Origin of the sequence: Pukyongia salina (genome assembly GCF_002966125.1) — a bacterium.
Lineage (GTDB): Bacteria > Bacteroidota > Bacteroidia > Flavobacteriales > Flavobacteriaceae > Pukyongia > Pukyongia salina.
This window is the reverse complement of the sequence record NZ_CP027062.1, coordinates 2,225,040-2,250,050: the sequence shown is the minus strand read 5'-3', so window position 1 is coordinate 2,250,050 and position 25,011 is coordinate 2,225,040. Positions and strand designations below refer to the sequence as shown.

14 protein-coding genes, 2 tRNA genes and 3 rRNA genes are annotated in these 25,011 nt (G+C 40.9%); 9 read left to right on the top strand and 10 right to left on the bottom strand.

Features of this window, described 5'->3' with window-relative positions; genetic code table 11:
• Nucleotides 1-153: 153 nt before the first annotated feature.
• The 3 genes from C5O00_RS10265 (at nt 154) to C5O00_RS10255 (ending at nt 5,705) form a co-directional block, all read left to right on the top strand.
• A complete protein-coding gene (locus C5O00_RS10265) occupies nt 154-2,382 on the top strand; it encodes an NADP-dependent isocitrate dehydrogenase (RefSeq protein WP_105216768.1) in 2,229 nt (742 codons plus the stop codon).
• 70 nt (nt 2,383-2,452) lie between these two features.
• Nucleotides 2,453-4,819: a TonB-dependent receptor gene (locus tag C5O00_RS10260; RefSeq protein ID WP_105216767.1), complete on the top strand. Its 2,367-nt coding sequence runs from the start codon at nt 2,453-2,455 to the stop codon at nt 4,817-4,819.
• Nucleotides 4,820-4,868: 49 nt separating this feature from the next.
• A complete protein-coding gene (locus C5O00_RS10255; RefSeq protein ID WP_244592973.1) occupies nt 4,869-5,705 on the top strand; it encodes a DUF4249 family protein in 837 nt (278 codons plus the stop codon).
• Between the two features lie 4 nt (nt 5,706-5,709).
• Here the strand turns inward: C5O00_RS10255 and C5O00_RS10250 are convergent, their stop codons facing one another.
• From C5O00_RS10250 to C5O00_RS10240, 3 genes are read right to left on the bottom strand one after another with little or no spacing between them, the layout of a single operon-like run.
• Nucleotides 5,710-6,837, bottom strand: coding sequence for a glycerate kinase (locus C5O00_RS10250; protein ID WP_244592972.1), 1,128 nt, complete (start codon nt 6,835-6,837; stop codon nt 5,710-5,712).
• On the bottom strand, nt 6,838-8,484 hold the full coding sequence (locus tag C5O00_RS10245; RefSeq protein WP_105216765.1) for a sodium:solute symporter family transporter: 1,647 nt from the start codon (nt 8,482-8,484) through the stop codon (nt 6,838-6,840).
• A gap of 1 nt (nt 8,485) precedes the next feature.
• The gene (locus C5O00_RS10240) at nt 8,486-9,799 is read right to left on the bottom strand and encodes an MGH1-like glycoside hydrolase domain-containing protein (protein WP_105216764.1); all 1,314 of its coding nucleotides are present in this window, start codon (nt 9,797-9,799) and stop codon (nt 8,486-8,488) included.
• Between the two features lie 68 nt (nt 9,800-9,867).
• On the opposite strand from C5O00_RS10240, the gene murQ reads away from it, so the two are divergent.
• Nucleotides 9,868-10,686 carry an N-acetylmuramic acid 6-phosphate etherase gene (murQ, locus tag C5O00_RS10235; protein ID WP_105217639.1) on the top strand — a complete coding sequence of 273 codons (819 nt, stop codon included), beginning with the start codon at nt 9,868-9,870 and terminating at the stop codon, nt 10,684-10,686.
• Nucleotides 10,673-10,909 (top strand): DUF6095 family protein, encoded by a 237-nt coding sequence (locus C5O00_RS14745; RefSeq protein WP_105216763.1) that lies wholly within the window; start codon nt 10,673-10,675, stop codon nt 10,907-10,909. The genes murQ and C5O00_RS14745 overlap by 14 nt, the downstream gene beginning before the upstream one ends.
• Here the strand turns inward: C5O00_RS14745 and C5O00_RS10225 are convergent.
• Complete coding sequence (locus C5O00_RS10225; protein ID WP_105216762.1) at nt 10,902-12,431, bottom strand: sensor histidine kinase; 1,530 nt, start codon at nt 12,429-12,431, stop codon at nt 10,902-10,904. The genes C5O00_RS14745 and C5O00_RS10225 overlap by 8 nt on opposite strands.
• Entirely contained in the window at nt 12,403-13,143 is a 741-nt protein-coding gene (locus C5O00_RS10220; RefSeq protein ID WP_105216761.1) for a LytR/AlgR family response regulator transcription factor, read from the bottom strand. Before C5O00_RS10220 ends, C5O00_RS10225 begins: the two co-directional genes overlap by 29 nt.
• Before the next feature lie 297 nt (nt 13,144-13,440).
• Between C5O00_RS10220 and C5O00_RS10215 the strand changes: the two genes are divergently transcribed.
• From C5O00_RS10215 to C5O00_RS10200, 4 genes are read left to right on the top strand one after another with little or no spacing between them, the layout of a single operon-like run.
• The gene (locus C5O00_RS10215) at nt 13,441-16,629 is read left to right on the top strand and encodes a serine hydrolase domain-containing protein (RefSeq protein WP_158676825.1); all 3,189 of its coding nucleotides are present in this window, start codon (nt 13,441-13,443) and stop codon (nt 16,627-16,629) included.
• 49 nt (nt 16,630-16,678) lie between these two features.
• Nucleotides 16,679-17,347, top strand: coding sequence for a hypothetical protein (locus C5O00_RS10210; RefSeq protein ID WP_105216759.1), 669 nt, complete (start codon nt 16,679-16,681; stop codon nt 17,345-17,347).
• Between the two features lie 14 nt (nt 17,348-17,361).
• Nucleotides 17,362-18,219, top strand: a complete 858-nt coding sequence (locus C5O00_RS10205) for a DUF4412 domain-containing protein (protein ID WP_105216758.1) — start codon at nt 17,362-17,364, stop codon at nt 18,217-18,219.
• A gap of 22 nt (nt 18,220-18,241) precedes the next feature.
• Nucleotides 18,242-19,024, top strand: a complete 783-nt coding sequence (locus tag C5O00_RS10200) for a hypothetical protein (RefSeq protein ID WP_105216757.1) — start codon at nt 18,242-18,244, stop codon at nt 19,022-19,024.
• Between the two features lie 234 nt (nt 19,025-19,258).
• Here C5O00_RS10200 and rrf read toward each other — a convergent pair.
• From rrf to C5O00_RS10175, 5 genes are all read right to left on the bottom strand, one after another.
• Nucleotides 19,259-19,366, bottom strand: a 5S ribosomal RNA gene (gene rrf, locus C5O00_RS10195).
• A 171-nt stretch (nt 19,367-19,537) separates the two neighbouring features.
• Nucleotides 19,538-22,364 (bottom strand): 23S ribosomal RNA (locus C5O00_RS10190).
• 475 nt (nt 22,365-22,839) lie between these two features.
• Nucleotides 22,840-22,913: transfer RNA gene (locus C5O00_RS10185), tRNA-Ala, on the bottom strand.
• Nucleotides 22,914-23,005: 92 nt separating this feature from the next.
• Nucleotides 23,006-23,079 (bottom strand) — tRNA-Ile (locus C5O00_RS10180).
• 142 nt (nt 23,080-23,221) lie between these two features.
• Nucleotides 23,222-24,743 (bottom strand): 16S ribosomal RNA (locus C5O00_RS10175).
• Together the 16S, 23S and 5S rRNA genes with 2 tRNA genes alongside form the textbook arrangement of a ribosomal RNA operon.
• Between the last annotated feature and the right edge of the window lie 268 nt (nt 24,744-25,011).

Genomic DNA, 25,011 nt, shown 5'->3' with positions numbered 1-25,011 from the left:
TGTTTCACAAGAAGCCATATCAAAGTAGCAATACGGTGATATGGCTTTTCTTGTTTGTAGAGGGAAAGGATTCTACTATACTTCCCTTTTAAAAGCTTCTTCAATTCACTATATTTGCCATCCTTTTAACATGTTCAAATACATACCAGAAATATGACCAAAGCTGCGAAGATCATTTATACTATGACGGACGAAGCCCCGTTCCTTGCCACCCACTCCCTACTTCCAATTATTGAAGCATACACCGCACCTTCCGATATAAAGATCGAAACCCGGGATATATCATTAGCCGGAAGAATCCTGGCAAATTTCCCCGATTATTTAAATGAAGATCAACGTGTAAGCGATGCGCTCACCGAATTAGGTAACCTCGCTAAACAACCGGAGGCCAACATCATTAAACTTCCTAACATTAGCGCATCGATCCCGCAGCTGATCGCAGCCATAGAAGAACTTCAACAAAAAGGATATGCTTTGCCCGATTACCCGGATGAGCCGGTAACCGAGGAAGAAAAAAAGATAAAGGCTACCTACGACAAAATAAAGGGAAGTGCCGTAAATCCTGTATTGAGGGAAGGGAATAGTGATAGACGCGCGCCCAAAGCAGTAAAAAACTACGCCAAAAAGAATCCGCACAGCATGGGCGCCTGGAGTAAGGATTCGAAAACTCATGTGGCCACAATGTCGCATGGCGATTTTATGCATAATGAGAAGTCGGTTACCATAAAGGATCTGGGAAGTATCTCAATAATTCATACCGATAATTCTGGAAATCAGACCTTTTTAAAGAAAGACATGCCGGTGCAAGCAGGTGAGATCATAGATGGAACTGTTATGCAAAAAAAGGAATTGATCTCTTTTTTGGAAGCTCAGGTTAAGGATGCCAAAGAGAAGGATGTACTTTTTTCATTGCATATGAAGGCTACGATGATGAAGGTGAGCGACCCGATAATTTTTGGGCATGCGGTACGAGTTTATTTTGCCGAATTATTCGAAAAGCACGCCGAAACATTCGAGAAACTAGGTGTAGACGTAAACAACGGCTTTGGAGACCTCATCAACGACCTGGACAAACTGCCGGAAAATGAACGAATGGAGATCCTAAGTGATATCGAACATATTTACGAAACCAATCCAGACTTAGCAATGGTGAACAGCGACAAGGGTATTACCAACTTGCACGTTCCCAGCGATGTGATCATCGATGCCTCTATGCCGGCTATGATCCGTAATTCGGGACAGATGTGGGACAAGAATGGGGATACACGAGATACCAAAGCTGTAATTCCGGATAGTAGTTATGCAGGGGTTTACCAGGCTACCATCGACTTCTGTAAGGAACACGGTGCTTTCGATCCACGAACCATGGGTACGGTTCCCAATGTAGGACTTATGGCTCAAAAAGCCGAAGAATATGGTTCGCACGATAAAACCTTCGAAATTCAATTAGACGGAAAGATCACCGTCCTGGACCAGGATCTCAACACGCTTATGGAACATGAGGTTTCTAAAGGTGATATCTGGCGAATGTGCCAGGTTAAGGATCTACCTGTGCAGGACTGGGTTAAACTGGCAGTGAGCAGGGCCAGAGCAACCAATGTTCCAGCAGTGTTCTGGCTGGACGAAGAGCGCGCTCATGATGCTGAATTAATAAAAAAGGTAAATAAATACCTGCCTCAACATAATACCGACGGACTGGAAATAAAAATTCTAGCTCCGGAAAAAGCTACACGCTACACCCTGGAAAGAGTAAAAGAAGGAAAGGATACTATTTCAGTTACAGGTAATGTACTACGCGATTACCTTACAGACCTCTTCCCTATCCTGGAATTAGGAACCAGTGCCAAAATGCTGTCTATTGTTCCATTGATGAATGGCGGCGGACTTTTTGAAACCGGTGCCGGAGGATCGGCTCCCAAGCACGTACAGCAGTTTGTTGAAGAGGGGCATTTACGATGGGATTCGCTGGGCGAATTCCTCGCATTGGCCGTTTCCTTAGAGCACCTGGGCTCTACTTTCGATAATGCCAAGGCGATCTTACTATCGCAAACCCTGGATGAAGCCACCGAAAAACTCCTGGAAAATAAAAAAGGTCCTTCACGAAAAGTGAACGAACTGGATAACCGCGGAAGTCACTTTTACCTGGCAATGTATTGGGCCGAAGCCCTTGCAAATCAGGATGAAGACGGCGCACTAAAAGAACGTTTCACCCCGGTAGCCGAAGCCTTGAAACAAAACGAAGATAAAATCGTTTCCGAATTGAACGCAGCTCAGGGGAAACCAGTGAATATCGATGGATACTATTGGCCGGATGCGAATCTGGTAAATCGTGAGATGAGAGCAAGTGCCACTTTCAACTATATTTTAGAGAGTATAGAATAATTTAACACCTGCCTTATCTAAACAGTTTTCAGGTGTGAGTTATAATAGCTATTTTTAAGAAAAATCTGATTTGAAAATAGTTGCGTTCTCGCTTTTTGTCCTGCTCTCTACATTTGGTTTTTCTCAACAAAAATATACCCTAAGTGGTACGGTACTAGAAGAAGAGACAGGTGAAACCCTTATTGGGGTTAACGTGATTATTCCCGAATTACGCACTGGCGCGATAACCAACGAATACGGATTTTATTCTATCACCTTACCGGAAGGCACCTACGATGTAACGTATAGCGGTCTGGGTTTGGAAACCCAAGTGGTCACTATTCAATTAACAGAAAATTTGCGGAGAAACATTAGCCTGGCTAATGATGCCGAACAACTCGATGAAGTTATAATCGAAGCCGATGTGGAGCGTGCCAGCATAAAAGCGCCACAGATGAGTGTAAATACCCTGAGTGCCGAAACCATAAAGAATATCCCTGTGGTACTGGGAGAGGCCGATGTGGTGAAGTCTATACTATTACTTCCAGGAGTTACCAATGCAGGCGAAGCCTCCTCAGGCTTTAATGTGAGAGGCGGAGCGGCAGATCAGAATCTGATCCTACTGGACGAGGCTACTATTTTTAACTCGTCGCATCTCTTCGGTTTTTTCTCTGTATTTAATCCAGACGCCATCAAGGACGTAAAACTCTTTAAAGGTGGCATTCCATCCCGATATGGCGGGCGACTTTCTTCGGTTCTAGAAATATTTCAGAAGGAAGGTAACAGCAAAGAACTAAAAATTAATGGAGGAATTGGAGCGGTAGCAAGCAGACTCCTGGCAGAAGGGCCGATAGTTAAGGATAAAGCAGCCTTCCTTGTTGGTGGTCGGGCGTCCTATGCTCATTTATTCCTACCACTTTTCAATATAGACAACAGTGCATATTTCTACGATCTAAACACAAAGATCAACTACCGAATCAACGAGAAGAATAATATTTTCTTATCTGGTTACTTCGGAAGGGACCTGTTTAGTATCAACGACAGTTTTGTGAATGTGTATGGGAACGCCCTGGTGAATTTTAGATGGAACCATATTTTTTCGGATAAATTATTCTCTAACCTGTCTGTGATCTATTCGGATTATTATTATGGCTTAGAGCTTGATTTTGTGGGCTTCGAATGGAATTCGGGTATTCAGAATTTCAACATCAAATACGACCTGAAGCACTACATGTCTGATAAGCTCCAAATTAACTACGGAATCAATAACATATACTACGTGTTTAACCCGGGAAAGATACAACCCAACAATCCGGAATCGGGTATACTGGAAGAACAGCTGATAAAAAAATACGCCAATGAGTTTGCCGCGTATGTGGATGTGGAACATACGTTGACCAATAAACTTCGCGTTCAATACGGACTCCGACTGAGTCATTTTATCCGTTTCGGGCAGGAAGAGCTAAATGTATACGAAAATAACAATCCGATTGAATTTGATCCCTTCCTTCTTATTTATAAAGCGGCAGAACCCATAGCAGTTTCTAATCCCGGCAGGAGTGGACAGCTGGCATCCTATACCAATCTGGAACCCAGGGTTTCACTCTCTTATACCTTCAACGACGATGTATCTGTAAAAGCCAGCTACACCCGAATTGCACAATACCTGCACTTATTGAGTAATACCAGCTCTCCCACCCCTCTGGATGTCTGGACTCCCAGTGGCCCCTTTGTGGAACCTCAATTACTCGACCAATTTGCCTTCGGATTTTTTAAGAATATGTGGGACAGGGAGTTTACGCTGGAAACCGAAGTATTCTACAAAGACATTCAAAACCGCGTGGATTATATAGACGGAGCCAACCTTATCGCTAATAACGCCATCGAACAGGTGATCCTCAATGGAGAAGCAAGAGCGTATGGCTGGGAATTTCTTTTCAGAAAAAATACAGGAGATCTGCAAGGTTGGATAGCATATACCCTGTCTAAATCTGAACAGCGAACTCCTGCACGAAATTCAGAAGAGATTGGGATAAACAATGGACAATGGTACAATACCCCCTACGACAAGACCCACGATATCGCCCTTTACGGTAATTATAGATTAAACGAAACATGGAGTTTCAATAGTAATTTTGTGTTTCAAACGGGGCAGCCCACAAATTTTCCTATCGGGCAATTCGAATTCCAGGGCCTGGTGATCCCATATTACGGACTGAGAAATTCCACTCGCCTACCCAATTATCATCGGCTGGATGTAGCCGCAACGCTAACTCCTCGAAAGAACAAAGGACGTAATTGGCAATCGGAATGGGTTTTCAGCATTTATAATGTATATAACAGAATGAATTCGGCATCGATTAATTTCAGACAAAATCAGGATACAGGGATCAATGAGGCCGTGAGGACCTCAATATTTGGTATTGTTCCTTCGGTAACCTATAACTTTAAGTTCTAGTAAAAGAGATGGTAAGATGAAAAAATATAGTAATGGCATACTCATAATAATGAGTTTTCTTCTTTTGATGGTCTCCTGTCAGGAGGTGATAGATGTGGACCTACCTACCGAGGAGCCCAGGCTTATTATCGACGCCTTAGTGCGTGTAGATACTAACGAAGCTTTTACGAAGGTTACGGTGAAAGTAAGTGAAACAAGTTCTTTCTTCGAGTCTATTCCGGCCGCCAACCTGCAGCAGATCACCCTTACTAATCTCGACCTACCAGGAGGAGGCATCAACCCTCCGGTACTAATTGAGGAAACACCGGGTTCGGGTATATACAGTAAAGTATTCGACACCGATTTTCTCACTCAAGGCAGCCTTTTTTTGCAAATAGATTTTGAAGACGAATTTTATGTGGCAACTGCCAGGTTTGTGCCTGCCGTTCCAATAGACAATTTGGTGCAGGGAGACGGAATTTTATTCGATGAGGATGACACCGAGGTTATTGTAACCTTTACAGATTCTGATGAGCGTGACGATTTCTACCTTTTCGATTTTGACTTCGGAAATTACCTTGTCACCGAAGACGAATTTTATCAGGGGCAGCAGTTCGCATTCTCATACTTTTACGATGAGGCCCTGGCCGTGGGAGATACATTAAATATTTCTATCATGGGAGTGGATGAAGATTTTTACACGTATATGGACCAGCTTATCCTTCAGAGTGAAGAGGATTTTGGTCCGTTTGAAACACCAGCCCTAACGGTTAGAGGGAATTTTATCAATGCCACGAATATTGATAATAATAACAACTTCGATAATCTTAACGACATCAATAATTTCGCGCTGGGATACTTTGCGATAGTTCAGGAATACAAAGAAACCCTGGTGGTCCAGGAATAAGTAATCAAATTAACTTTATAAGTTCCCGGGTTCGTTCTGTTATCAATTCACTGGCATGAGTGTAGCTATATCCTTCCGGTTGATCGGGCCTGAACAGTTGATCGGCTGCTAGGAGCCCCAGGCTTCTTACTTCCTCAGGGTTTAAGTTCAATTTACCACATACAGCTACTACCGGCACATTGAGAGGGCGGGATTCAAGAGCTACCCCGGACACTAATTTACCATAGGCAGTTTGTGAATCGATACATCCTTCACCAGTGAGAATAACATCGATACTTTTTGATTTAATAAGTTCCTTAAATTTTGCCAACTGAAGTAAAAACGAAACGCCTGAAATAAATTGGGCCCCCAGAAAAGCCTTTAATCCATAAGCAGTCCCACCGGCAGCACCTGCACCAGGCAATTGAGCGTAATCCTTTCCCGTAGCATTCTTCATAACCCTACTAATGTTTTGTAAACCCTCCTCGAGGCTTTCGATCTCTGTTTGAGATGCTCCTTTCTGTTTTGCATATGTAAATGCAGCTCCTTCCGGGCCATACAATGGATTTAGCACATCGTTTATAGCGTAGAAACTGATATCATCGGCTACATTGGATTTTTTTACAGAATCTATAAGGGTCAATGCCTGGCCGCTTGGTTCCAGCGTGTTCCCGATCTCATCCAAAAACTCGAACCCTAACGCAGAAGCTATTCCGGTGGCGGCATCATTTGTAGCGCTCCCTCCTATTCCCAGGTAGATGGTGTTCATACCCTGTTCGATGGCGTGAGCGATCTGTATACCCGTACCTTTTGTAGAAGTTCGCATAGGATTGCGTTCTTCTGCTTTTAATAATTCAAGTCCGGAGGCTCTCGCTAATTCGATATACGCGTCTTTTCTAGCAGCATCAATGAGGTAGGCGGCTCGATGTGGCCTGCCAAGAGGATCGACCGTATCACAATAAACTTTCTCGGCATCCGGCAGATAGTTGATCACCGATTCGAGAAATCCTTCGCCTCCATCGGAGGCGGTTATGTGGTATATTTCCGCATTTGGGTGGACCTCGAGTATACCTTTTTTCATAGCCTGAGCTACTTCAGCAGAAGAAAGTGAATCCTTGAAGGCGTCGGGTATTAAAAGAACATTCAAAGCCATTTATGAAAAGATCTGAGGTACGAAATAACTAAAGATTAGAATAGCCACAAAGAAGGCTACAAGAATATATACCTCCTTGGAAAAGATATCACTCTTCTTCACTTCAAACTTTATTACGTCTGCAGTTTTAACTTTCACATTTTTGGTCATGGCACTCACCAGGTAGGCAACCACCAATGATATAAGCACTCCGGTGAAATTGAGCCAAATCCAGAAAATTTTAATCCCTATATCGTAATTAAAGATCTCCTGTATTGTATTGGAGAATATCAAATTTATCAACACCGCAACAATGATCCCGGTGTTCATCCCAACATGGTTTACCCGCTTGGAGAAAATCGCCAGAATGAAAGTAACCAGAACAGGGCCATAGAACACAGAGCCTATGGCGTTAATAATCTCTATCACTGTGCTTTTACTGCCCCCAAACAGGAAGGAGAACGCTATACACACTACCCCCCAAAAAACAACGGCTAGTTTTGAGATTCGCATGTATCTGGCTTGTTCAAGTTTCTTTTTCCCTCTATTAAAAAAATCTTCAACACTTACTGCAGATAACGAATTTACCGTAGAACTTAAAGACGACATGGCTGCAGACATAATTGCAACCATAAGTAAGCCAATCATTCCATGAGGTAGATATTTTGTAATAAAAACAGGAATCATCAGGTCGGCCTTATAGCCTGTTGATGCGAAATCCTGGGGGAAATGCTTTTGGGTAGTACTGGCAATTTCGGCCATAAAATCGGGGTTTAACGTTACCAAGGCTCCAACAAACAGCCCCATAATACAGTAGATCAACACTACCGGGAAACGCAACAGACCGTTGGCGAGTAACAATTGCCTGATGGTCTTTTCATTCTTAGCGGAAAGCATACGTTGTGCCTGGGTCTGATCACAGCCATAGTACGAGACATAGAGAAAAAATCCGCCAATAAGCATAGGCCATAGTCCGTATTCCTGATCGGGTCCTATCCCAAGATTAAGATCAATAACCTGTAAGCGTTCGGTGGCGAATCCATTGGTTAAGCCTCCGGCTTCTTCAACCAGGTACCATCCGTAAATAAGGCATACCACCAAGCCACCAAACAACAGGATCATCTGTATAGCATCTCCCCAAACTACCGCTTTCATACCGCCTTGCCAGCTATAAATTATGGTAATTACACTAATTATAAGAATGGTATAGATGTAATCGATATCCAGCACTGCCTGTAAGATCATTGCAATGGTATACACCATCACCCCAGTCCCCAGGGCACGACTAATTTGAAAAACAATACTTAAAATTAGCCTTGTAGAAGGCGAAAAACGTTTCTCCACATATTCGTAAATACTCACCACGCCCGATCTGAAAAGTGGAGGGATTACAAACAGCATTATGCAAATCATTGCGAGGGGCACAGCAAATTCGAAGGTGAGCCATTTCATACCACCGCCCAGTTTTAGTCCTACAAACGCCGGTGCAGAAATAAAACTAATGGCCGAAAGTTGGGTTGCCATAGTAGACAAGCTCAATGGGAACCACCCCATGCTTCTGCCTCCCAGGAAATAATCTGTAGAATCTTTATTATTCTTGAAAAAATTTCCCATTCCAAGGAAGAAAACAATGTACAGGAGTACGATGGTATAGTCGAGCCAGTTCATATTAGATTTTATTGGTTAGCAGATCAATGGTAAGTGCAGCACTCCAGGAAAAGTTATTCCCGCCATATCCTTTATCGAGTGATTTGTTTACTTCTTTGGAAGGTTCGAAGTATTCGTAGAAACCGTATTTCTCCATAAGATATAAGGTGTCTTTTCTAATGATATCGGCTATTTCATCATATCCATATCGTCTTAATCCACGATAAATGATCCAGTTAAGGTTGATCCAGATAGGCCCTCTCCAATATTTTTTCGAATTAAAGAACTCACTTCCGGGGTCGAAGGATGCACAAAGAAAATTTTCATGCTTTGCTCCGCTAAAACGACCTCCCTGAAAATGTCTCACAATACGGTCTGCTTGCTCTTTGGTTGGTATTCCGGCCATAAGGGGAGCAAAACTAGAGGAAGAAACATGAGATAATTTTCGCTCATTTCTAAGATCGTAGTACACATAAGCGTTCAATTGGTCGTCAAATAGTTTAGTGTTCATACGCTCCTTTGCCCTGGTCTGCCATCTACTTAATTGACCAACTTTCTCTGTACGATTTAACAGCTTTCCAAGGCGGATTATGCTTTCGTTAGACGCTATCAGCATGCTGTTAAATAATGGATCCTGAATGAGAAAGGGAGAACCCCCGGCAATAAGCACATCGTCGTATTTCCATTGCTTGAACAACTCTATTAGATGAATGTAATATTGGTATTCTTTATTGGTTGGGCGATGCGAGGCATCTATCAATTTGGTATCCTTTCGGTCGAGCTCGTAATTAGGGACTTCGAAGGTTTCCCAAATAAAATCCCAGACCGGGGTGTTGTCTGTTCCTGCTTCCCAATTGTGGCAAATGTACACCAGGCCTTCATTAGCCGGGTCTCTATGCGTGTAGAAATAATGATGATTGAGATATACCGCATCGAAAACTTCATCTATAAAATGGAGAATGTCTTCTTTGTCCTTGGCGATATTGTAAATTTCTTCCAGCACGAATCCTAAAACAGGCGGCTGTGTAATGCCAGAGGTTTTAGTTTTCGGACTTTGATCACTGAGATAGGCCGCATGAACTTCGGGGCCGGGATAATATGTTTCGGCTTCATTATGAAAAACAATATGCGGTATAAAACCATTTTTCCACTGCCCTTTAAGTAAGGATAACACTTCCCTTTTAGCTCGTTCCATATCCAGGTGCGCCCACCCAATGGCGATAAATCCGGAGTCCCAGTTCCATTGAAACGGATATAGTCCTTCGCAGGGAATGGTGAATGAATCTTTCCAGTTATTGTGTAGAACTTGTGAGGCGTCCTCGAGAAGTGAAGTCATTTAATCTAGTTAGCTTGCTATAAATATAGGGTTTTAATCCTTATTTTTGAATGGCTAAAAACTGCGATTTGACTTTTAAAAAAACCACCGAAGAATCTTCTCACTACGATGATCTGGAACAGATGAGCATCCATGATCTTTTGGTTGCTATCAATGCTGAGGACAAAACCGTTCCGGATGCGGTGCAAAAAGCACTGCCTCAAATTGAAACGCTAGCCACAATGGTTGCCGAACAATTGAAGAATGGCGGTAGGTTATTTTATGTGGGTGCAGGGACCAGCGGACGCCTTGGGATTGTAGATGCGAGTGAATGTCCACCCACCTTTGGTGTTCCTCATGGTTTAGTGGTAGGGCTTATTGCCGGCGGAGATACGGCTATCCGAAAGGCGGTCGAATTTGCAGAGGACTCGAAAGAACAGGGTTGGAAAGACCTGGAAGATCACGCTATATCGAAAAAGGACATCGTAATCGGGATCGCAGCCTCGGGAACCACGCCGTATGTATTGGGTGCCTTAGAAGGTTGTAACGCGCATGAAATCCCAACGGGATGTATCACTTGCAATGCCGGTAGTCCGTTAGCTGAAACAGCGAAACTTCCTGTGGTAGTGATTGTGGGCCCGGAGTTCGTTACCGGTAGTTCGCGGATGAAGGCTGGAACAGCTCAGAAATTAGTGTTGAATATGATAAGTACTACTGCCATGATCCAGTTAGGGCGGATAAAAGGCAACAAGATGGTAGATATGCAATTGAGCAATAACAAACTCGTGGATCGGGGAACCCGAATGGTGATGGACGCATTAAATATCACCGAGGAAGAAGCCAATGTGCTGTTACTGAAACATCAAAGTGTGCGTAAAGCAATAGAGGCCTATAATGAAAGAACCTGATCAAAAATTTACTGATAAAAAGTTGTTAGTTAGAGGAATTAAAAGAATGGCCATTTCCATTCCAATACTAGTACTTACAACCTATATTTTGACCTTTGCTTTTCTGAACAAGGAAACTATACCTCTCTATATATTTCTTCCTTTAGGCATAATTTCTATGGGCACAACCATTTTTTTAATATACAGTGGATTGAAACTTATTTTAAAGGCTGTCTTTAATTAAGTACAATTGGCAATTTTACTTTTACTAATGTCCCTACAGCCTGTCCACGTTTATCATATAAATCTTTTATAGTTAAGTGATATTTCCCCTTATTTGAAGCAACAAAATTTTCCAAACGATCTTCAGTAAGTTTCATTCCGAAGGATTCGCGCTTCATCAATTTTTTCTTTTTATATTCGGAAGACTTTGTTCTTCCAACACCATTATCTTTTATAGTAACTTTAAGTACTCCATCTTTTTTCACAGCTGAAAAAAGCAACTCTTTTCTACCTTCTTTTGCCGCTAATCCATGCCAAATGGCATTCTCTAAAAAGGGTTGAAATAATAAGGCTGGAACTTTAATTGTATTTAATGAAAGTTCTTTGTCAATATTTAGAGTAAATAGAATTTCATTATTAAATCTAATATTTTCAACATTAACATAGAGTTTGGCAATTTCAATTTCTTGCGCTAAGGAAATATTTTTTTCCATGGAAGAAGACAATATCATCCTTATAAGTTTACTAAATTTGTTGAGATAAAACACCGCATTTTCTTGCTCATTATCAATGATAAACCCTTTAATAGAATTTAAGGAATTGAAAATGAAATGTGGATTCATTTGACTGCGAAGCGAAGCAAGTTTTAATTCTACTAAGTCACGTTCGTATTGGATGGTAAGACGCTCGAGTTTATCTCGCTCAACTTTGGCTTGTAATAACTCTACATCTTGTTCCAATTTTTTTCGTACTTCAATTTCCAGCTTTTTATTTTCTTCTAATTGGTTTATTAAATTTTCTTGAGCTTGATTACGCTCGTTTAAAATCAATTTCTGCTTTTTCCCTAACCCTAAGGAAAAAATAATATTCTCAAGGATAAAACCGAAATACAAATAAATATAAGACGGCTCGATCGACTCCCCTTCTGTTCTATATTGTAAGTATTTTAATAGCGATAACACCGAAAAGAATAACAAAATCAAAGACCCGGTTATTAAATAATACTTTAAAGGTCTTATTGATTTAAAAAACAAAATGTATAGAAAAATGCTTAAAATTAAGATGTAGATTACAAAAACAAAGTAGCCTTGCTCTACATAACTGTAGCTTCCCCCTAACGCATAATACAAAAATTTTAATGCGCAAAAACCTCCTATAATATATAATGCATTTATCAAATAGCGATACCACTTGGGAAAATCCTCTTTAATTTCAAGGAATTTAAATGCAAAAAAGAAATAAATAATATGGTAGGTCTCTGTGTAAATTTCACCGTATTCTTTAAAAATCCCCATATGGTCTAAAATGGAGGTTATAAACCCCGTTTGGGCAAAACGAATTTGGGAAAGAATTATAAAAGTTAAGTATAAAGAATAAAGAAGGTATAATTTATTTCTGTTTTGAAAAAAAAGAAATAAATGATACACAGACAATAACGTCAAGCCACCTAATACAAAATCAAGAAATCCGCTTTGGTAAGGAAATTCAAAAAAATTGTTCGTATTCTGTAGGGTATTAAATAGCAAGACGTTGTACAAGGGCATCACGTTTTGTTCTAGAAATAGGGATTTTTTGGTTATTAGACATAATTAAATAGTGTCCGTCTGCTCTTATATATTCCTTTATATGATATGTATTTACAACAAATGAATTATGAACTCTATAAAAAGCCTCATTAAGTAATTCTCGATCCACATCTTTAAGATTCTTTGTAATTACTTCACATTTCCCTTCTGTTAAATAAATCTCTGTATAATTACCATCAGACTTGCAATAAATGACCTCTTCATTATCTACAAACAATGTTCTACCGGATAGTGGTATTGAAATCTTTTTATTATTTGGTGGTCGAAGGCTGTCTATAACTTTATTTAATTCAAACCCCAAACCTTGCTTTTCTTTTTGACTAATAATTTTTGAAACAGCCCGCTTTAAATCATCAGAATCTATGGGTTTCAATAAATAATCAACCGCATTTTCTTTAAAAGCCTTAATCGCATAATTATCATATGCAGTTGTAATGATTAAATTAAAATCCCTAAAACGCAATTCCTTTAATAATTGAAAACCATCCATTTCAGGCATTTCAATATCCAAAAAAACACAATCTGGTTTTAAATAGTTAATCCCAGAAATTGCTTCAGAAGGGCTTGTAAATCCATCAAGAATGGAAACTTCTGGGCAAAACCGTTCAATTTCCCATTTTAGGTTTTTTATTGCGTTAGCCTCGTCGTCAACAATTATTGCTTTTAACATTGATGTATTTCCAATGGATTAAGACATAAAGATAATGACTACAACTTAAAAATAATTAATGGTTTTATGAATGGTCTTATTTTAAACTCAAATGGGGTCTACAGTTGTATGGATTTCAAATACTGACGTATAAACAGTGCTTTCCAATAATACATTAAATAGTACCATTTACACATATTTATCATCCATGCAGCCAAACCTATATAAGTCATTATCAATAGATTTTAACTTTGGATGACCATCGTTGAGTTTTATACAAATACATCTATAAAAGGTCATAACAAAAACACTGTTACAATGAAAACAAGAACTTTAGTATATTTTATCTCCTTCCTCTTTTTCTATCAGGCAAATAATGCACAAATCCTTGATAAAATTAAGAAGGTTAAAAATACCGTTGCCAAAACTATTTCATTGGATAAGTTAAAACAGGATCCAATAACCACTTCTTTTAACGACGTAGATAGAACTAAATATTTAGAAGATGATTTTGGAAATGATGCTGTATTTAAAAATATTCATGACCAACCTTATTCTTGGGAAAATGGTTTCTTTCTTGCACCAGGGTTTTATGAGGGGTATTTCAATTCTTTCTGCATTAAGGCTGGCACCTATGCCCCACAGAGAGGTGATGGTCGCTTTTATGCCGAACTAAAAGGCCCAAAAGCAGATATTATTGAAGCTATAATAGAAGGCTATCAAAAAAATCCTGACATCACACAAAAAGAAGTTCAATTACTGCTTTGGGCAATTGTGGCTAAAACAGATTTTCAAAAAATGAAGGGTGAAGTAAAAGTAATTGCAATAAAATTACTTACTCCAGAACAATTGGCTCGTTTAAGTACAAATGCCCTTGAAAGTTATGCATCTAATGAAATAAAAAAAATTGCTAAAAAAAATGAAACACTGCGTTATATACTGGAAGCGGAAAACAATTTAAGACGTAAATTTTATCAGGGTGTTTCAGATTACGAAGAATATGAAAAAATTGCCATGCGAGCTGGCGTTGAACCTGCTGAAAATATCTACAACAAAGGACGATGGACCAAACATCCAAATGGATTTTTTATCCGTTATAATATACAAAGCTATAGAGGGACCAAAACACAAATATATGTCCCTGAGGATGATATTGAAGCCTTTCAACCTATAAAAGGTAAGGGACCTTCAATTAATGAGCCTTATCCAATAGTTAATGGTAAATACTATAAGTCAAGAAATTCTATTGCAACTCCCTCAAATCCTTATGCACAACGTATTATACAAACAGATATAGAACCTGGAAGCACAGGTGGTCCTGGAACGGGTGGTCCTAACGGGAACGGAGGTTCTGGAAATGATGAAGACAATGGCAATGAGAATGACCAAGGTGGTGGTCAAGGAGGAGGCAGTGATAATCAAGGAGGAAACGAGGATCAAAACACCAATGATGACCAAAGTGGTGGACAAGATGGTAGTGATGACCAAGGTAGTGGTTCTGGAGAAAATAATGATTCTGGGGGAGTTTTACCATCTGATAATCAAGAAACAAACGCTTTTGAATGTGAAGAGGTAATAAATCCTATAGCAGATAAGAGCATTAGATTAGAAATGTTGAATCAAAATATACCGGGAGCGCTAGTTTGTGTTTTTAAAGGAGATTCAATAATTCACATGAAAGCGTATGGCAAAATGCGCTTAAACCATCCATTAACACTAAACACAAAATTACAATGGGCATCCATATCAAAGTCTGTTACAGCTGTAGCGGCAATACAAATGGTAGAAGAAGGCAGGTTGAAATTATCAGACAGCCCCTCTCAACTTCTCTCCTATTGGCCCAACAATGTTGAGGTTAAGGATATTAATGGGAAAAAGCTCACCGAAGATCGCTACGCCAATATCACCTTACGTCATTTGCTTAACAATAGTAGCGGAATACAGCATTATGGAAGAGGAAAAAATGAGTCTCAAGTAACAACCTACAAAAACAGAACCGTGAAATTTGCAAATAATGTAGAGTATACGCCATTAATCAATGGAGGATACAATGCAAAAAGCTCAGTATCACAATTTAACAAATCAGTTCTAGATTTCGACCCTGGAAAAGATTATCTGTATTCCTCTTATGGATTTAACTTAGCAGGTGCCATGATCGATTCTAAAATTCATTTTGGATACGATAGCTGGGTAAAAAAGCATATCTCGGTTCGATTAGGTCTAAGGAATTTTGATGAGGCAAAAGGGGCAAAGAACAGATATGGATATCAGGTTTTTGAAGATGGAATTTACTCTAATGAACCACTAGGAGATTATGACCATGTACTTCCATCAGGTGGTTGGGAATCTACTATTTGCGATTTAGCCACTTTTGCAAGAGCGCTCAGTAGAGGCGAACTCATTAAAGAAAAAGACGCCCTTTGGAAAAATAGCAATGTGCTTAGAGGATATGGATTTGGATTAAATCGCGCTGGAACAGGTAATGATACTCGAGTATTCCATGGTGGCACCAATAAGGGAAGTAGAGCCTATTTACTCTTTTTCCCAAGTGATGAAACCGGTATAGTAATCCTTGCACCTTTTGCTCAAGCCGAACTGGAACGGATGGCTAGGAATCTAGTTGAAGATTTAAAAATACGACCCGGACTGTACAGCTCAGAAAAAAAACCAATGGATAAGTGTCGAAGAGGTATGAAAAGCGATAAAGATCTATTTATTGGTGTTTGGAGGAAAACTGGTAATGAACAAATTATAAGAACCGGACTAGAGTTAGCAGAATTTCGAGATGAAATAAAAATCATGCGGGACTATGGTTACCACCTTGATGATTTTGAAATTCACGTTACCAATGACCATAAACAAATATACGATGGTGTATTTAAAAAAGGTAGAAAAATTCAAGTTTTGGTTACTGGCAAAGGTTACGCTGATATGTTACAAGAGGTAAATCGATTTAGATCTCAAAACCTCGAAATTGTCGATGTAGAGTATGGCCTATTTGATCCGAGCTCTGACGATTTGATGCTCAATAGCTCATTAAATGCATTATTTGAAAAAGGTGCGCCATTATCAACTTTAGAGTCCTGGAAAACACAAAGTGAATTTGTGCAACTGGTAACAGACTACAAATCCAATAATCTTAAAATAATTGATGTAGAGGGACACCCAAATCGTGACCAAACTATATTCACAGGGCTTTTTGTAAAAGGTACGGGCAACAATCTATTGATAGAGACACCTACCAAATTTATGGAAGGAATTCAAGCAGGTAGTTACGCTTCTTACGGCAAATTACTAGACGTGGACATGTTTCTTCGGGGTGACGATCCCAAAGCACGTTTTGTTATAAGCATTTGGGAACCTTCAAACACTAATATGCTCACTAGCTATGACACTGCTAAACAACCGGCTCTTGATTTCTGCACTTTTATGGACATGCATGAAGACAATAGAAATAATGGATACGAACTAATCGATTTAGATCGAATCTTTACACATGTGAAGTAATAATATTAAAACTACTCTAGAACGCTATAGATAAATTTTAAATATAAACATGAAAACTTTAAACCTTCTTTCACTCGTATTCCTTTTTTTTATTTGGGGGTGTAATAATACAAAACCAGATGAGAGCATCCCTGAAATTGAATCCAAAACTACCATTGAAAAACCAAACTCTAATCCAGTAGTTGAAAGTAGTACAATTGAAAAAAAAGAGAACACAAAAAAAAGCGCCAAAAAAGGTGACCATACCTCTACCGATTTTCGAGAACGTTTAAAAGCAACCGAACCTGCAACCAAGGCAGAATTTCAAAATTGGTTACCCGAGAGTCTAGGAGAGCTTACACGAATAGCGTTTACAAAAACTAGAATCTCACAAGACGATATTGCTTCAGCCGGAGCTATCTATAAAAATGGCGATGTAAAAAAACTTGAACTATCTATTGTAGACGGAGCGAGTAAAGATGGCCTTCTGGCTATCAACTCACATTATATAGCACATAATTCAGAATTAAGTAGTACTAATCCCTCTGGGTATGAGAAAACCTATGTACATAAAGGGTTAAAGGCATTGGAAACCTATGTAAAAGACAATAATTTCTACAGAATTCTTTTGTTTCACAATACGCGATTTGGAATAACCATTGAAAGTTATGGCTTAAGTCACGATGAACTTTGGAGTATAATAGAGCAAATAAAATTTGAAACATTAAACGAACTATAAATAAATAAAAAGTCATGAAAACTAGATACATACTTTGCTTTCTTTTATGCGCATTACTTTGTATGCCTTCGGCAGAAGCGCAATTATTAAAAAAAATAAAAGATAAGGTTTCAGAAGTGACCGGTTCAAATAAGAAAGAGGATACAAATTCTGAAAATGAAGAAAATGCGGAATCTGAAGAAAACACAGAACCCAACACGCCAACCGAAGAAGAAAAGAAAGCCAATGAAACCAAAATGGGGAATTTTTTTGGTGGCGGAATGGAAGGTGTACCAGACACCTATACTTTTTCCTACGCATTAACATACGAAATGACTAGCGGAAAAGAAACCAATACTTTAGAATATTTACTAGAGCCAGATACTGCGTACTTTGGAAATAAAATGGACGATCCTAGAGCCCAACAAATTATAGTATACGATCTAAAAAAGAATCTTATGGTCACTTTTATGGAGAATGACCAACAAAAAATGGCTATGAAAATGCGAATGCCTAGTATTAAAAAAGCAGAAAAGAAATTTGGGAAGAAAATTATTCCTGAAGATGATGAAGACGTGCAAATAATACCCATTGAAGGAAAAACCATTTTAGGGTATCAATGCGACGGATTTCGAGTAACCTCCAAAGACGGTGTAGGTAAGTTTTGGGTCACTAATGATGCCCCCGTGAGTTTAAATGGTGTGTATGCTAACTTTAGTTCGCTACCAAAAAGCGCCAAGGATCAGGCCTTACCCCTTAATGAAAAATCGTTGGTTATGGAGATGATGTATACTGCAAATAGAGGTAAAAAGAACAATATGCACATGATCTGTACCGAACTAAAGGAAAATCCGATTGAAATTCACAAGGAAGATTATAAAACAGGAATTTAAAACTTCTTCATAAAATTATTGTATGAAAACTAAATTCATTTTAATAGTATGTTTCTTAATTGTTAGTTTAAACGTTGAAATCAACGCACAAACACCTGTTCCGGAAGATTATTTTGATTTATATGATAATGAACCCAGTGAGGATGATGATGGAAATACTGAAGAACTTAAAATAGATGATATTAATATTTATGAGCTTAAAGCAGTATTTGATGCAACTGGGGCTCTTGGCGCTTTTCCTTCAATGGTTATTCTTGACGGCCAATTAGTTGATCGGGATTGTGATGAAACCTTTACTTGTATGGTAAATACCCTATTTAAGGTATTCAAAATCGCCGAATATGAGCATTATTTAAAATCTGATGACCTAAGCTGTAATGTTAGGAAAGTATTATTACAGGATTACGCCATGTATTTAATAACACTCAATTTGGATATTTACTGTATTGATCATTTACATCCGGATAGCAATGAATTGAGTGATGTTCAATTAATTAATGTAATGTTAGCCATAAGTGACTTTTTAGAAGCTATAACCGAAGAGAGTGTTGCCGCTATGAAAGCATGGCCTATGCTTTTTCCATATAGAAAAATTAGAGAAGTTGCAGACCCTTTTTGCTCTAAAGAACTCAAAAATGGTACCATATGTGACTGTGGAGAGTATAATGGAACGTTAGATACAGCAGAAAAAAATAAGCTACTTATGGATATACGTACCATAATAGATGATATCAACCCAATGTGGCAAACTGCAAAAGCCATAGAAATTAATCAAAAACTTAAAGCCTTACCTTGTCAAGATTAATTATTAAAATTCGAAAAATAAATAATTAGCTAAATTATATACATAAAATAAATCGCATTTAAATCAACAAAGGGGATTTTATTAGAAGGGGGCGATTCCCTAACACCCATGGTTGTGCAGCAAGCATGCAGATGGAAGCAATCCCGCTACAAGCAGGACCTAGAGCCGCGATATGCTTTCGGTGTGGTAATAAAAAAAAACCCTGAAGTAGAGTAAACTCACTTCAGGGTTTAAAGAAGGCGGCGACCTACTTTTCCACAAATGTAGTATCATCGGCGCAAACGGGCTTAACTTCTCTGTTCGGAATGGTAAGAGGTGAGCCCCGTCGCTATAACCACCTTAAGTTTTTCGTGTTGGATTAGGGTTTGACCGATTATGGTCTACCTGCTACCCTGTCACGCTCCCCTATGGGGAGAAATATTATAACATACTGGAAGTAAGAAATAGGAAAAAAGCGTTTTTTGTAAGCTTATAAAAGAGACTGCTCTCCCTCCTTTCGGAGGGAGAAGCGCGTACATAAGCATACGGGTTATTAGTATCACTCGGCTACATGCGTTACCGCACTTCCACCTGTGACCTATCAACGTGGTAGTCTCCCACGACCCTTTAAAGAAATCTCATCTTGTGGTGGGTTTCGCGCTTATATGCTTTCAGCGCTTATCCCTTCCCAACGTAGCTACCCAGCAGTGCCCCGGGCGGGACAACTGGTACACCAGAGGTTAGTCCAACTCGGTCCTCTCGTACTAGAGTCAGATCCACTCAAATTTCTTGCGCCCACTGTAGATAGAGACCGAACTGTCTCACGACGTTCTGAACCCAGCTCGCGTGCCACTTTAATGGGCGAACAGCCCAACCCTTGGGACCTTCTCCAGCCCCAGGATGTGACGAGCCGACATCGAGGTGCCAAACCCCCCCGTCGATGTGAGCTCTTGGGGGAGATCAGCCTGTTATCCCCGGAGTACCTTTTATCCTTTGAGCGATGGCCCTTCCATGCGGAACCACCGGATCACTATGCTCTACTTTCGTACCTGATCGACTTGTAGGTCTCTCAGTCAAGCTCCCTTATGCCATTGCACTCTACACACGATTGCCAACCGTATTGAGGGAACCTTTAGAAGCCTCCGTTACTCTTTTGGAGGCGACCACCCCAGTCAAACTACCCACCACGCACTGTTCTCCGCGGTTGCGGAGTTAGGCTTCAAATAAGTAAAGGGTGGTATTTCAACAGTGACTCCACCACGCCTGGCGACGCAGCTTCAAAGTCTCCCACCTATCCTACACATTACTTATCCAAAGTCAATACGAAGCTATAGTAAAGGTTCACGGGGTCTTTTCGTCCCACAGCGGGTAAACGGCATCTTCACCGTTACTACAATTTCACCGAGCTCATGGCTGAGACAGTGTCCAGATCGTTACACCATTCGTGCAGGTCGGAACTTACCCGACAAGGAATTTCGCTACCTTAGGACCGTTATAGTTACGGCCGCCGTTTACCGGGGCTTCAATTCAATGCTTCGCACAAGTGCTTACATCTCCTCTTAACCTTCCGGCACCGGGCAGGTGTCAGGCCCTATACATCATCTTTCGATTTAGCAGAGCCCTGTGTTTTTGATAAACAGTCGCCTGGACCTCTTCACTGCGGCCACGCCGGAGCGTGGCGACCCTTCTCCCGAAGTTACGGGTCTATTTTGCCTAGTTCCTTAGCCATGAATCTCTCGAGCACCTTAGAATTCTCATCCCAACTACCTGTGTCGGTTTAGGGTACGGGCTGCTTCACTCGCTTTTCTTGGAAGTCGATACAATGGATTATCACCGCAGCCGTAGCCTTAGTGTACTATCGCCGTGTTACCACTGGCTTCAACGTGCTATTCCGTCAGCACGCACCATCTTTTCGCCTCCGTCACTTTTAACGTGAGCAGGTACAGGAATATTAACCTGTTGGCCATCCACTACCCCTTTCGGGTTCGCGTTAGGTCCCGACTAACCCTCAGCTGATTAGCATAGCTGAGGAAACCTTAGTCTTTCGGTGTGCGGGTTTCTCGCCCGCATTATCGTTACTTATGCCTACATTTTCTTTTGTAGCCGTTCCAGCAAACCTCACAGTTCACCTTCAACACAACTACAATGCTCCCCTACCACAGATTACTCTGTCCATAGCTTCGGTAATACACTTATGCCCGATTATTATCCATGCCGGACCGCTCGACTAGTGAGCTGTTACGCACTCTTTAAATGAATGGCTGCTTCCAAGCCAACATCCTAGCTGTCTGGGCAGTCCAACCTCGTTTATTCAACTTAGTGTATATTTTGGGACCTTAGCTGATGGTCTGGGTTCTTTCCCTCTCGGACATGGACCTTAGCACCCATGCCCTCACTGCTTTACATCATTTTATAGCATTCGGAGTTTGTCAGGAATTGGTAGGCGGTGAAGCCCCCGCATCCAATCAGTAGCTCTACCTCTATAAAACTAATAAAACGCTGCACCTAAATGCATTTCGGGGAGTACGAGCTATTTCCGAGTTTGATTGGCCTTTCACCCCTACCCACAGGTCATCCCAAGACTTTTCAACGTCAACGGGTTCGGGCCTCCACTATGTGTTACCACAGCTTCACCCTGCCCATGGGTAGATCACACGGTTTCGCGTCTACTACTGCTAACTAAACGCCCTATTCAGACTCGCTTTCGCTACGGATCCGTACCTGAAGTACTTAACCTTGCTAACAACAGTAACTCGTAGGCTCATTATGCAAAAGGCACGCCGTCACACATAAATGCGCTCCGACCGCTTGTAAGCGTATGGTTTCAGGTTCTATTTCACTCCCTTGTTCAGGGTTCTTTTCACCTTTCCCTCACGGTACTGGTTCACTATCGGTCTCTCAGGAGTATTTAGCCTTATCGGATGGTCCCGACAGATTCATACAGGGTTTCACGTGCCCCGCACTACTCAGGATACTGCTATCTATAACGTTCTTTACTTATACCGGGCTATCACCGTCTGTGGCCACTCTTTCCAAAGTGTTCTAATTCATCACGCATAAAATGTCGCAGTCCTACAACCCCAAAATTGCCGTAACAACTTTGGTTTGGGCTAATTCGCGTTCGCTCGCCGCTACTAACGAAATCACTTTTGTTTTCTCTTCCTCCGGGTACTTAGATGTTTCAGTTCCCCGGGTTCGCCTCCTTTAAAGGATACTATGTCTTCAACATAGTGGGTTGCCCCATTCGGAAATCTGCGGATCAAAATGTATGTGCCATTCCCCGCAGCTTATCGCAGCTTATCACGTCCTTCTTCGCCTCTGAGAGCCTAGGCATTCCCCATACGCCCTTACTTTGCTTATTGTACTTTTTTGCTCTTTTAATGAGTTTACTATAACTAAAAATCTATTCATCGATGGCGTAATAAAACACCACCAAGTGAAAAAATTCTTAATTGAAAAAATTGCTTTTCTCGTATTTCTTATTTCCCAATATGTCAATGAACGTTTCTGATCTCCTTCATCATTCTTACGCCTGCCTTTAGGGACAAACCAAATGAAATCAACAATCAAATATCGTATCAAGCCGATCGTTTTTCAGAGTGTTGCTTCGCAACCAACCTCAAACTCCCATCTTGAAAAACTTTTAAATAGCCTTCAAAATGTGCTAACCCAGTCGAGATGACCAAGCTGCTCGTTTTTCGAAGTGTTGCTTCGCAACCAACCTCAAACTCCCATCTTGAAAAACTTTTAAAAGTATTCTCACTTGTCGAGAAAATCAAAGCAAGCTTTGTTTTCTCTCCTGCGTTTCAAATACCCCTTTTTAAAAGTTTTATCTGTGGAGAATATCGGAGTCGAACCGATGACCTCCTGCGTGCAAGGCAGGCGCTCTAGCCAGCTGAGCTAATTCCCCATGATGATGAACAACTACCAATTTAGCAATCAATAATTGTTAACCACTTTCGTAATCGCTCAACTTCCAGAATTTCCAAAATAAAAAAGTAGTAGTCTCGGGCAGACTCGAACTGCCGACCTCTACATTATCAGTGTAGCGCTCTAACCAGCTGAGCTACGAGACTATTCTTTACTTCTTTATTCTAAATTATATTATAAAATTGACAGCTAAACCAAGTAAAAACTCCATTGATCTCTCAACGGTTGTTTCTATTTGTCTCCAAAAGTCGTACAGGTTTCCTATCCTAACAGATAGAAAATCTCTAGAAAGGAGGTGTTCCAGCCGCACCTTCCGGTACGGCTACCTTGTTACGACTTAGCCCCAGTTACCAGTTTTACCCTAGGCAGCTCCTTGCGGTCACCGACTTCAGGTACCCCCAGCTTCCATGGCTTGACGGGCGGTGTGTACAAGGCCCGGGAACGTATTCACCGCATCATGGCTGATATGCGATTACTAGCGATTCCAGCTTCACGGAGTCGAGTTGCAGACTCCGATCCGAACTGAGACCGGTTTTATAGATTCGCTCCTTCTCACGAAGTGGCTGCTCTCTGTACCGGCCATTGTAGCACGTGTGTAGCCCAGGACGTAAGGGCCGTGATGATTTGACGTCATCCCCACCTTCCTCACGGTTTGCACCGGCAGTCTTGTTAGAGTTCCCGACTTGACTCGCTGGCAACTAACAACAGGGGTTGCGCTCGTTATAGGACTTAACCTGACACCTCACGGCACGAGCTGACGACAACCATGCAGCACCTTGTAAATTGTCCGAAGAAAAAGGTGTTTCCACCCCTGTCAACTTACATTTAAGCCCTGGTAAGGTTCCTCGCGTATCATCGAATTAAACCACATGCTCCACCGCTTGTGCGGGCCCCCGTCAATTCCTTTGAGTTTCATTCTTGCGAACGTACTCCCCAGGTGGGATACTTATCACTTTCGCTTGGCCACTCAGACCGAAGTCCGAACAGCTAGTATCCATCGTTTACGGCGTGGACTACCAGGGTATCTAATCCTGTTCGCTCCCCACGCTTTCGTCCATCAGCGTCAATATAGTGTTAGTGATCTGCCTTCGCAATCGGTATTCTGAGTAATATCTATGCATTTCACCGCTACACTACTCATTCTAACCACTTCACACTAATTCAAGACAATCAGTATCAGAGGCAATTTTACGGTTGAGCCGCAAACTTTCACCCCTGACTTAACTGCCCGCCTACGGACCCTTTAAACCCAATGATTCCGGATAACGCTTGCATCCTCCGTATTACCGCGGCTGCTGGCACGGAGTTAGCCGATGCTTATTCTTACGGTACCGTCAAATTCCTACACGTAGGAGTGTTTCTTCCCGTATAAAAGCAGTTTACAACCCATAGGGCAGTCTTCCTGCACGCGGCATGGCTGGATCAGGCTCTCGCCCATTGTCCAATATTCCTCACTGCTGCCTCCCGTAGGAGTCTGGTCCGTGTCTCAGTACCAGTGTGGGGGATCCCCCTCTCAGGGCCCCTACCTATCGTAGTCTTGGTGTGCCGTTACCACACCAACAAACTAATAGGACGCATACTCATCTTACACCGTAACCTTTACTATAAAAGTGATGCCACTTCTATAGACCATGGGGTATTAATCTTCATTTCTAAAGGCTATCCCCCAGTGTAAGGCAGATTGTATACGCGTTACGCACCCGTGCGCCACTCGTCAGCGGATTGCAAGCAATCCCTGTTACCGTCCGACTTGCATGTGTTAGGCCTGCCGCTAGCGTTCATCCTGAGCCAGGATCAAACTCTTCATCGTTAAATCATATATATGTTACCATACTACTTCCTTCAACAACAAATAGTCTAAACCCAAAAAAAATCTCAAGAGTTTTAACTTAGTTTAGTTTTCGATATAGACCCGGACGTTTCCATCCAAATCCATATACGCTGTCAATTTCAATATCTCAATGAACTTTGTATAACTTAAAAAAAACAACCTCAAAAAATATCTATCAGCTGTTTTTAGCGGGTGCAAATATACAACATTTTTTATACCCAACAAGGATTTGAAAATTTATTTCAAA

Excerpts from the sequence above, each read along its gene's own strand:
- C5O00_RS10265 (WP_105216768.1), top strand. The coding sequence starts at position 154 with ATGACCAAAGCTGCGAAGATCATTTATACTATGACGGACGAAGCCCCG.
- C5O00_RS10255 (WP_244592973.1), top strand. The coding sequence starts at position 4,869 with ATGAGTTTTCTTCTTTTGATGGTCTCCTGTCAGGAGGTGATAGATGTG.
- C5O00_RS10250 (WP_244592972.1), bottom strand. The coding sequence starts at position 6,837 with ATGGCTTTGAATGTTCTTTTAATACCCGACGCCTTCAAGGATTCACTT.
- C5O00_RS10245 (WP_105216765.1), bottom strand. The coding sequence starts at position 8,484 with ATGAACTGGCTCGACTATACCATCGTACTCCTGTACATTGTTTTCTTC.
- C5O00_RS10240 (WP_105216764.1), bottom strand. The coding sequence starts at position 9,799 with ATGACTTCACTTCTCGAGGACGCCTCACAAGTTCTACACAATAACTGG.
- C5O00_RS14745 (WP_105216763.1), top strand. The coding sequence starts at position 10,673 with ATGAAAGAACCTGATCAAAAATTTACTGATAAAAAGTTGTTAGTTAGA.
- C5O00_RS10225 (WP_105216762.1), bottom strand. The coding sequence starts at position 12,431 with ATGCCCTTGTACAACGTCTTGCTATTTAATACCCTACAGAATACGAAC.
- C5O00_RS10220 (WP_105216761.1), bottom strand. The coding sequence starts at position 13,143 with ATGTTAAAAGCAATAATTGTTGACGACGAGGCTAACGCAATAAAAAAC.
- C5O00_RS10215 (WP_158676825.1), top strand. The coding sequence starts at position 13,441 with ATGAAAACAAGAACTTTAGTATATTTTATCTCCTTCCTCTTTTTCTAT.
- C5O00_RS10210 (WP_105216759.1), top strand. The coding sequence starts at position 16,679 with ATGAAAACTTTAAACCTTCTTTCACTCGTATTCCTTTTTTTTATTTGG.
- C5O00_RS10205 (WP_105216758.1), top strand. The coding sequence starts at position 17,362 with ATGAAAACTAGATACATACTTTGCTTTCTTTTATGCGCATTACTTTGT.
- C5O00_RS10200 (WP_105216757.1), top strand. The coding sequence starts at position 18,242 with ATGAAAACTAAATTCATTTTAATAGTATGTTTCTTAATTGTTAGTTTA.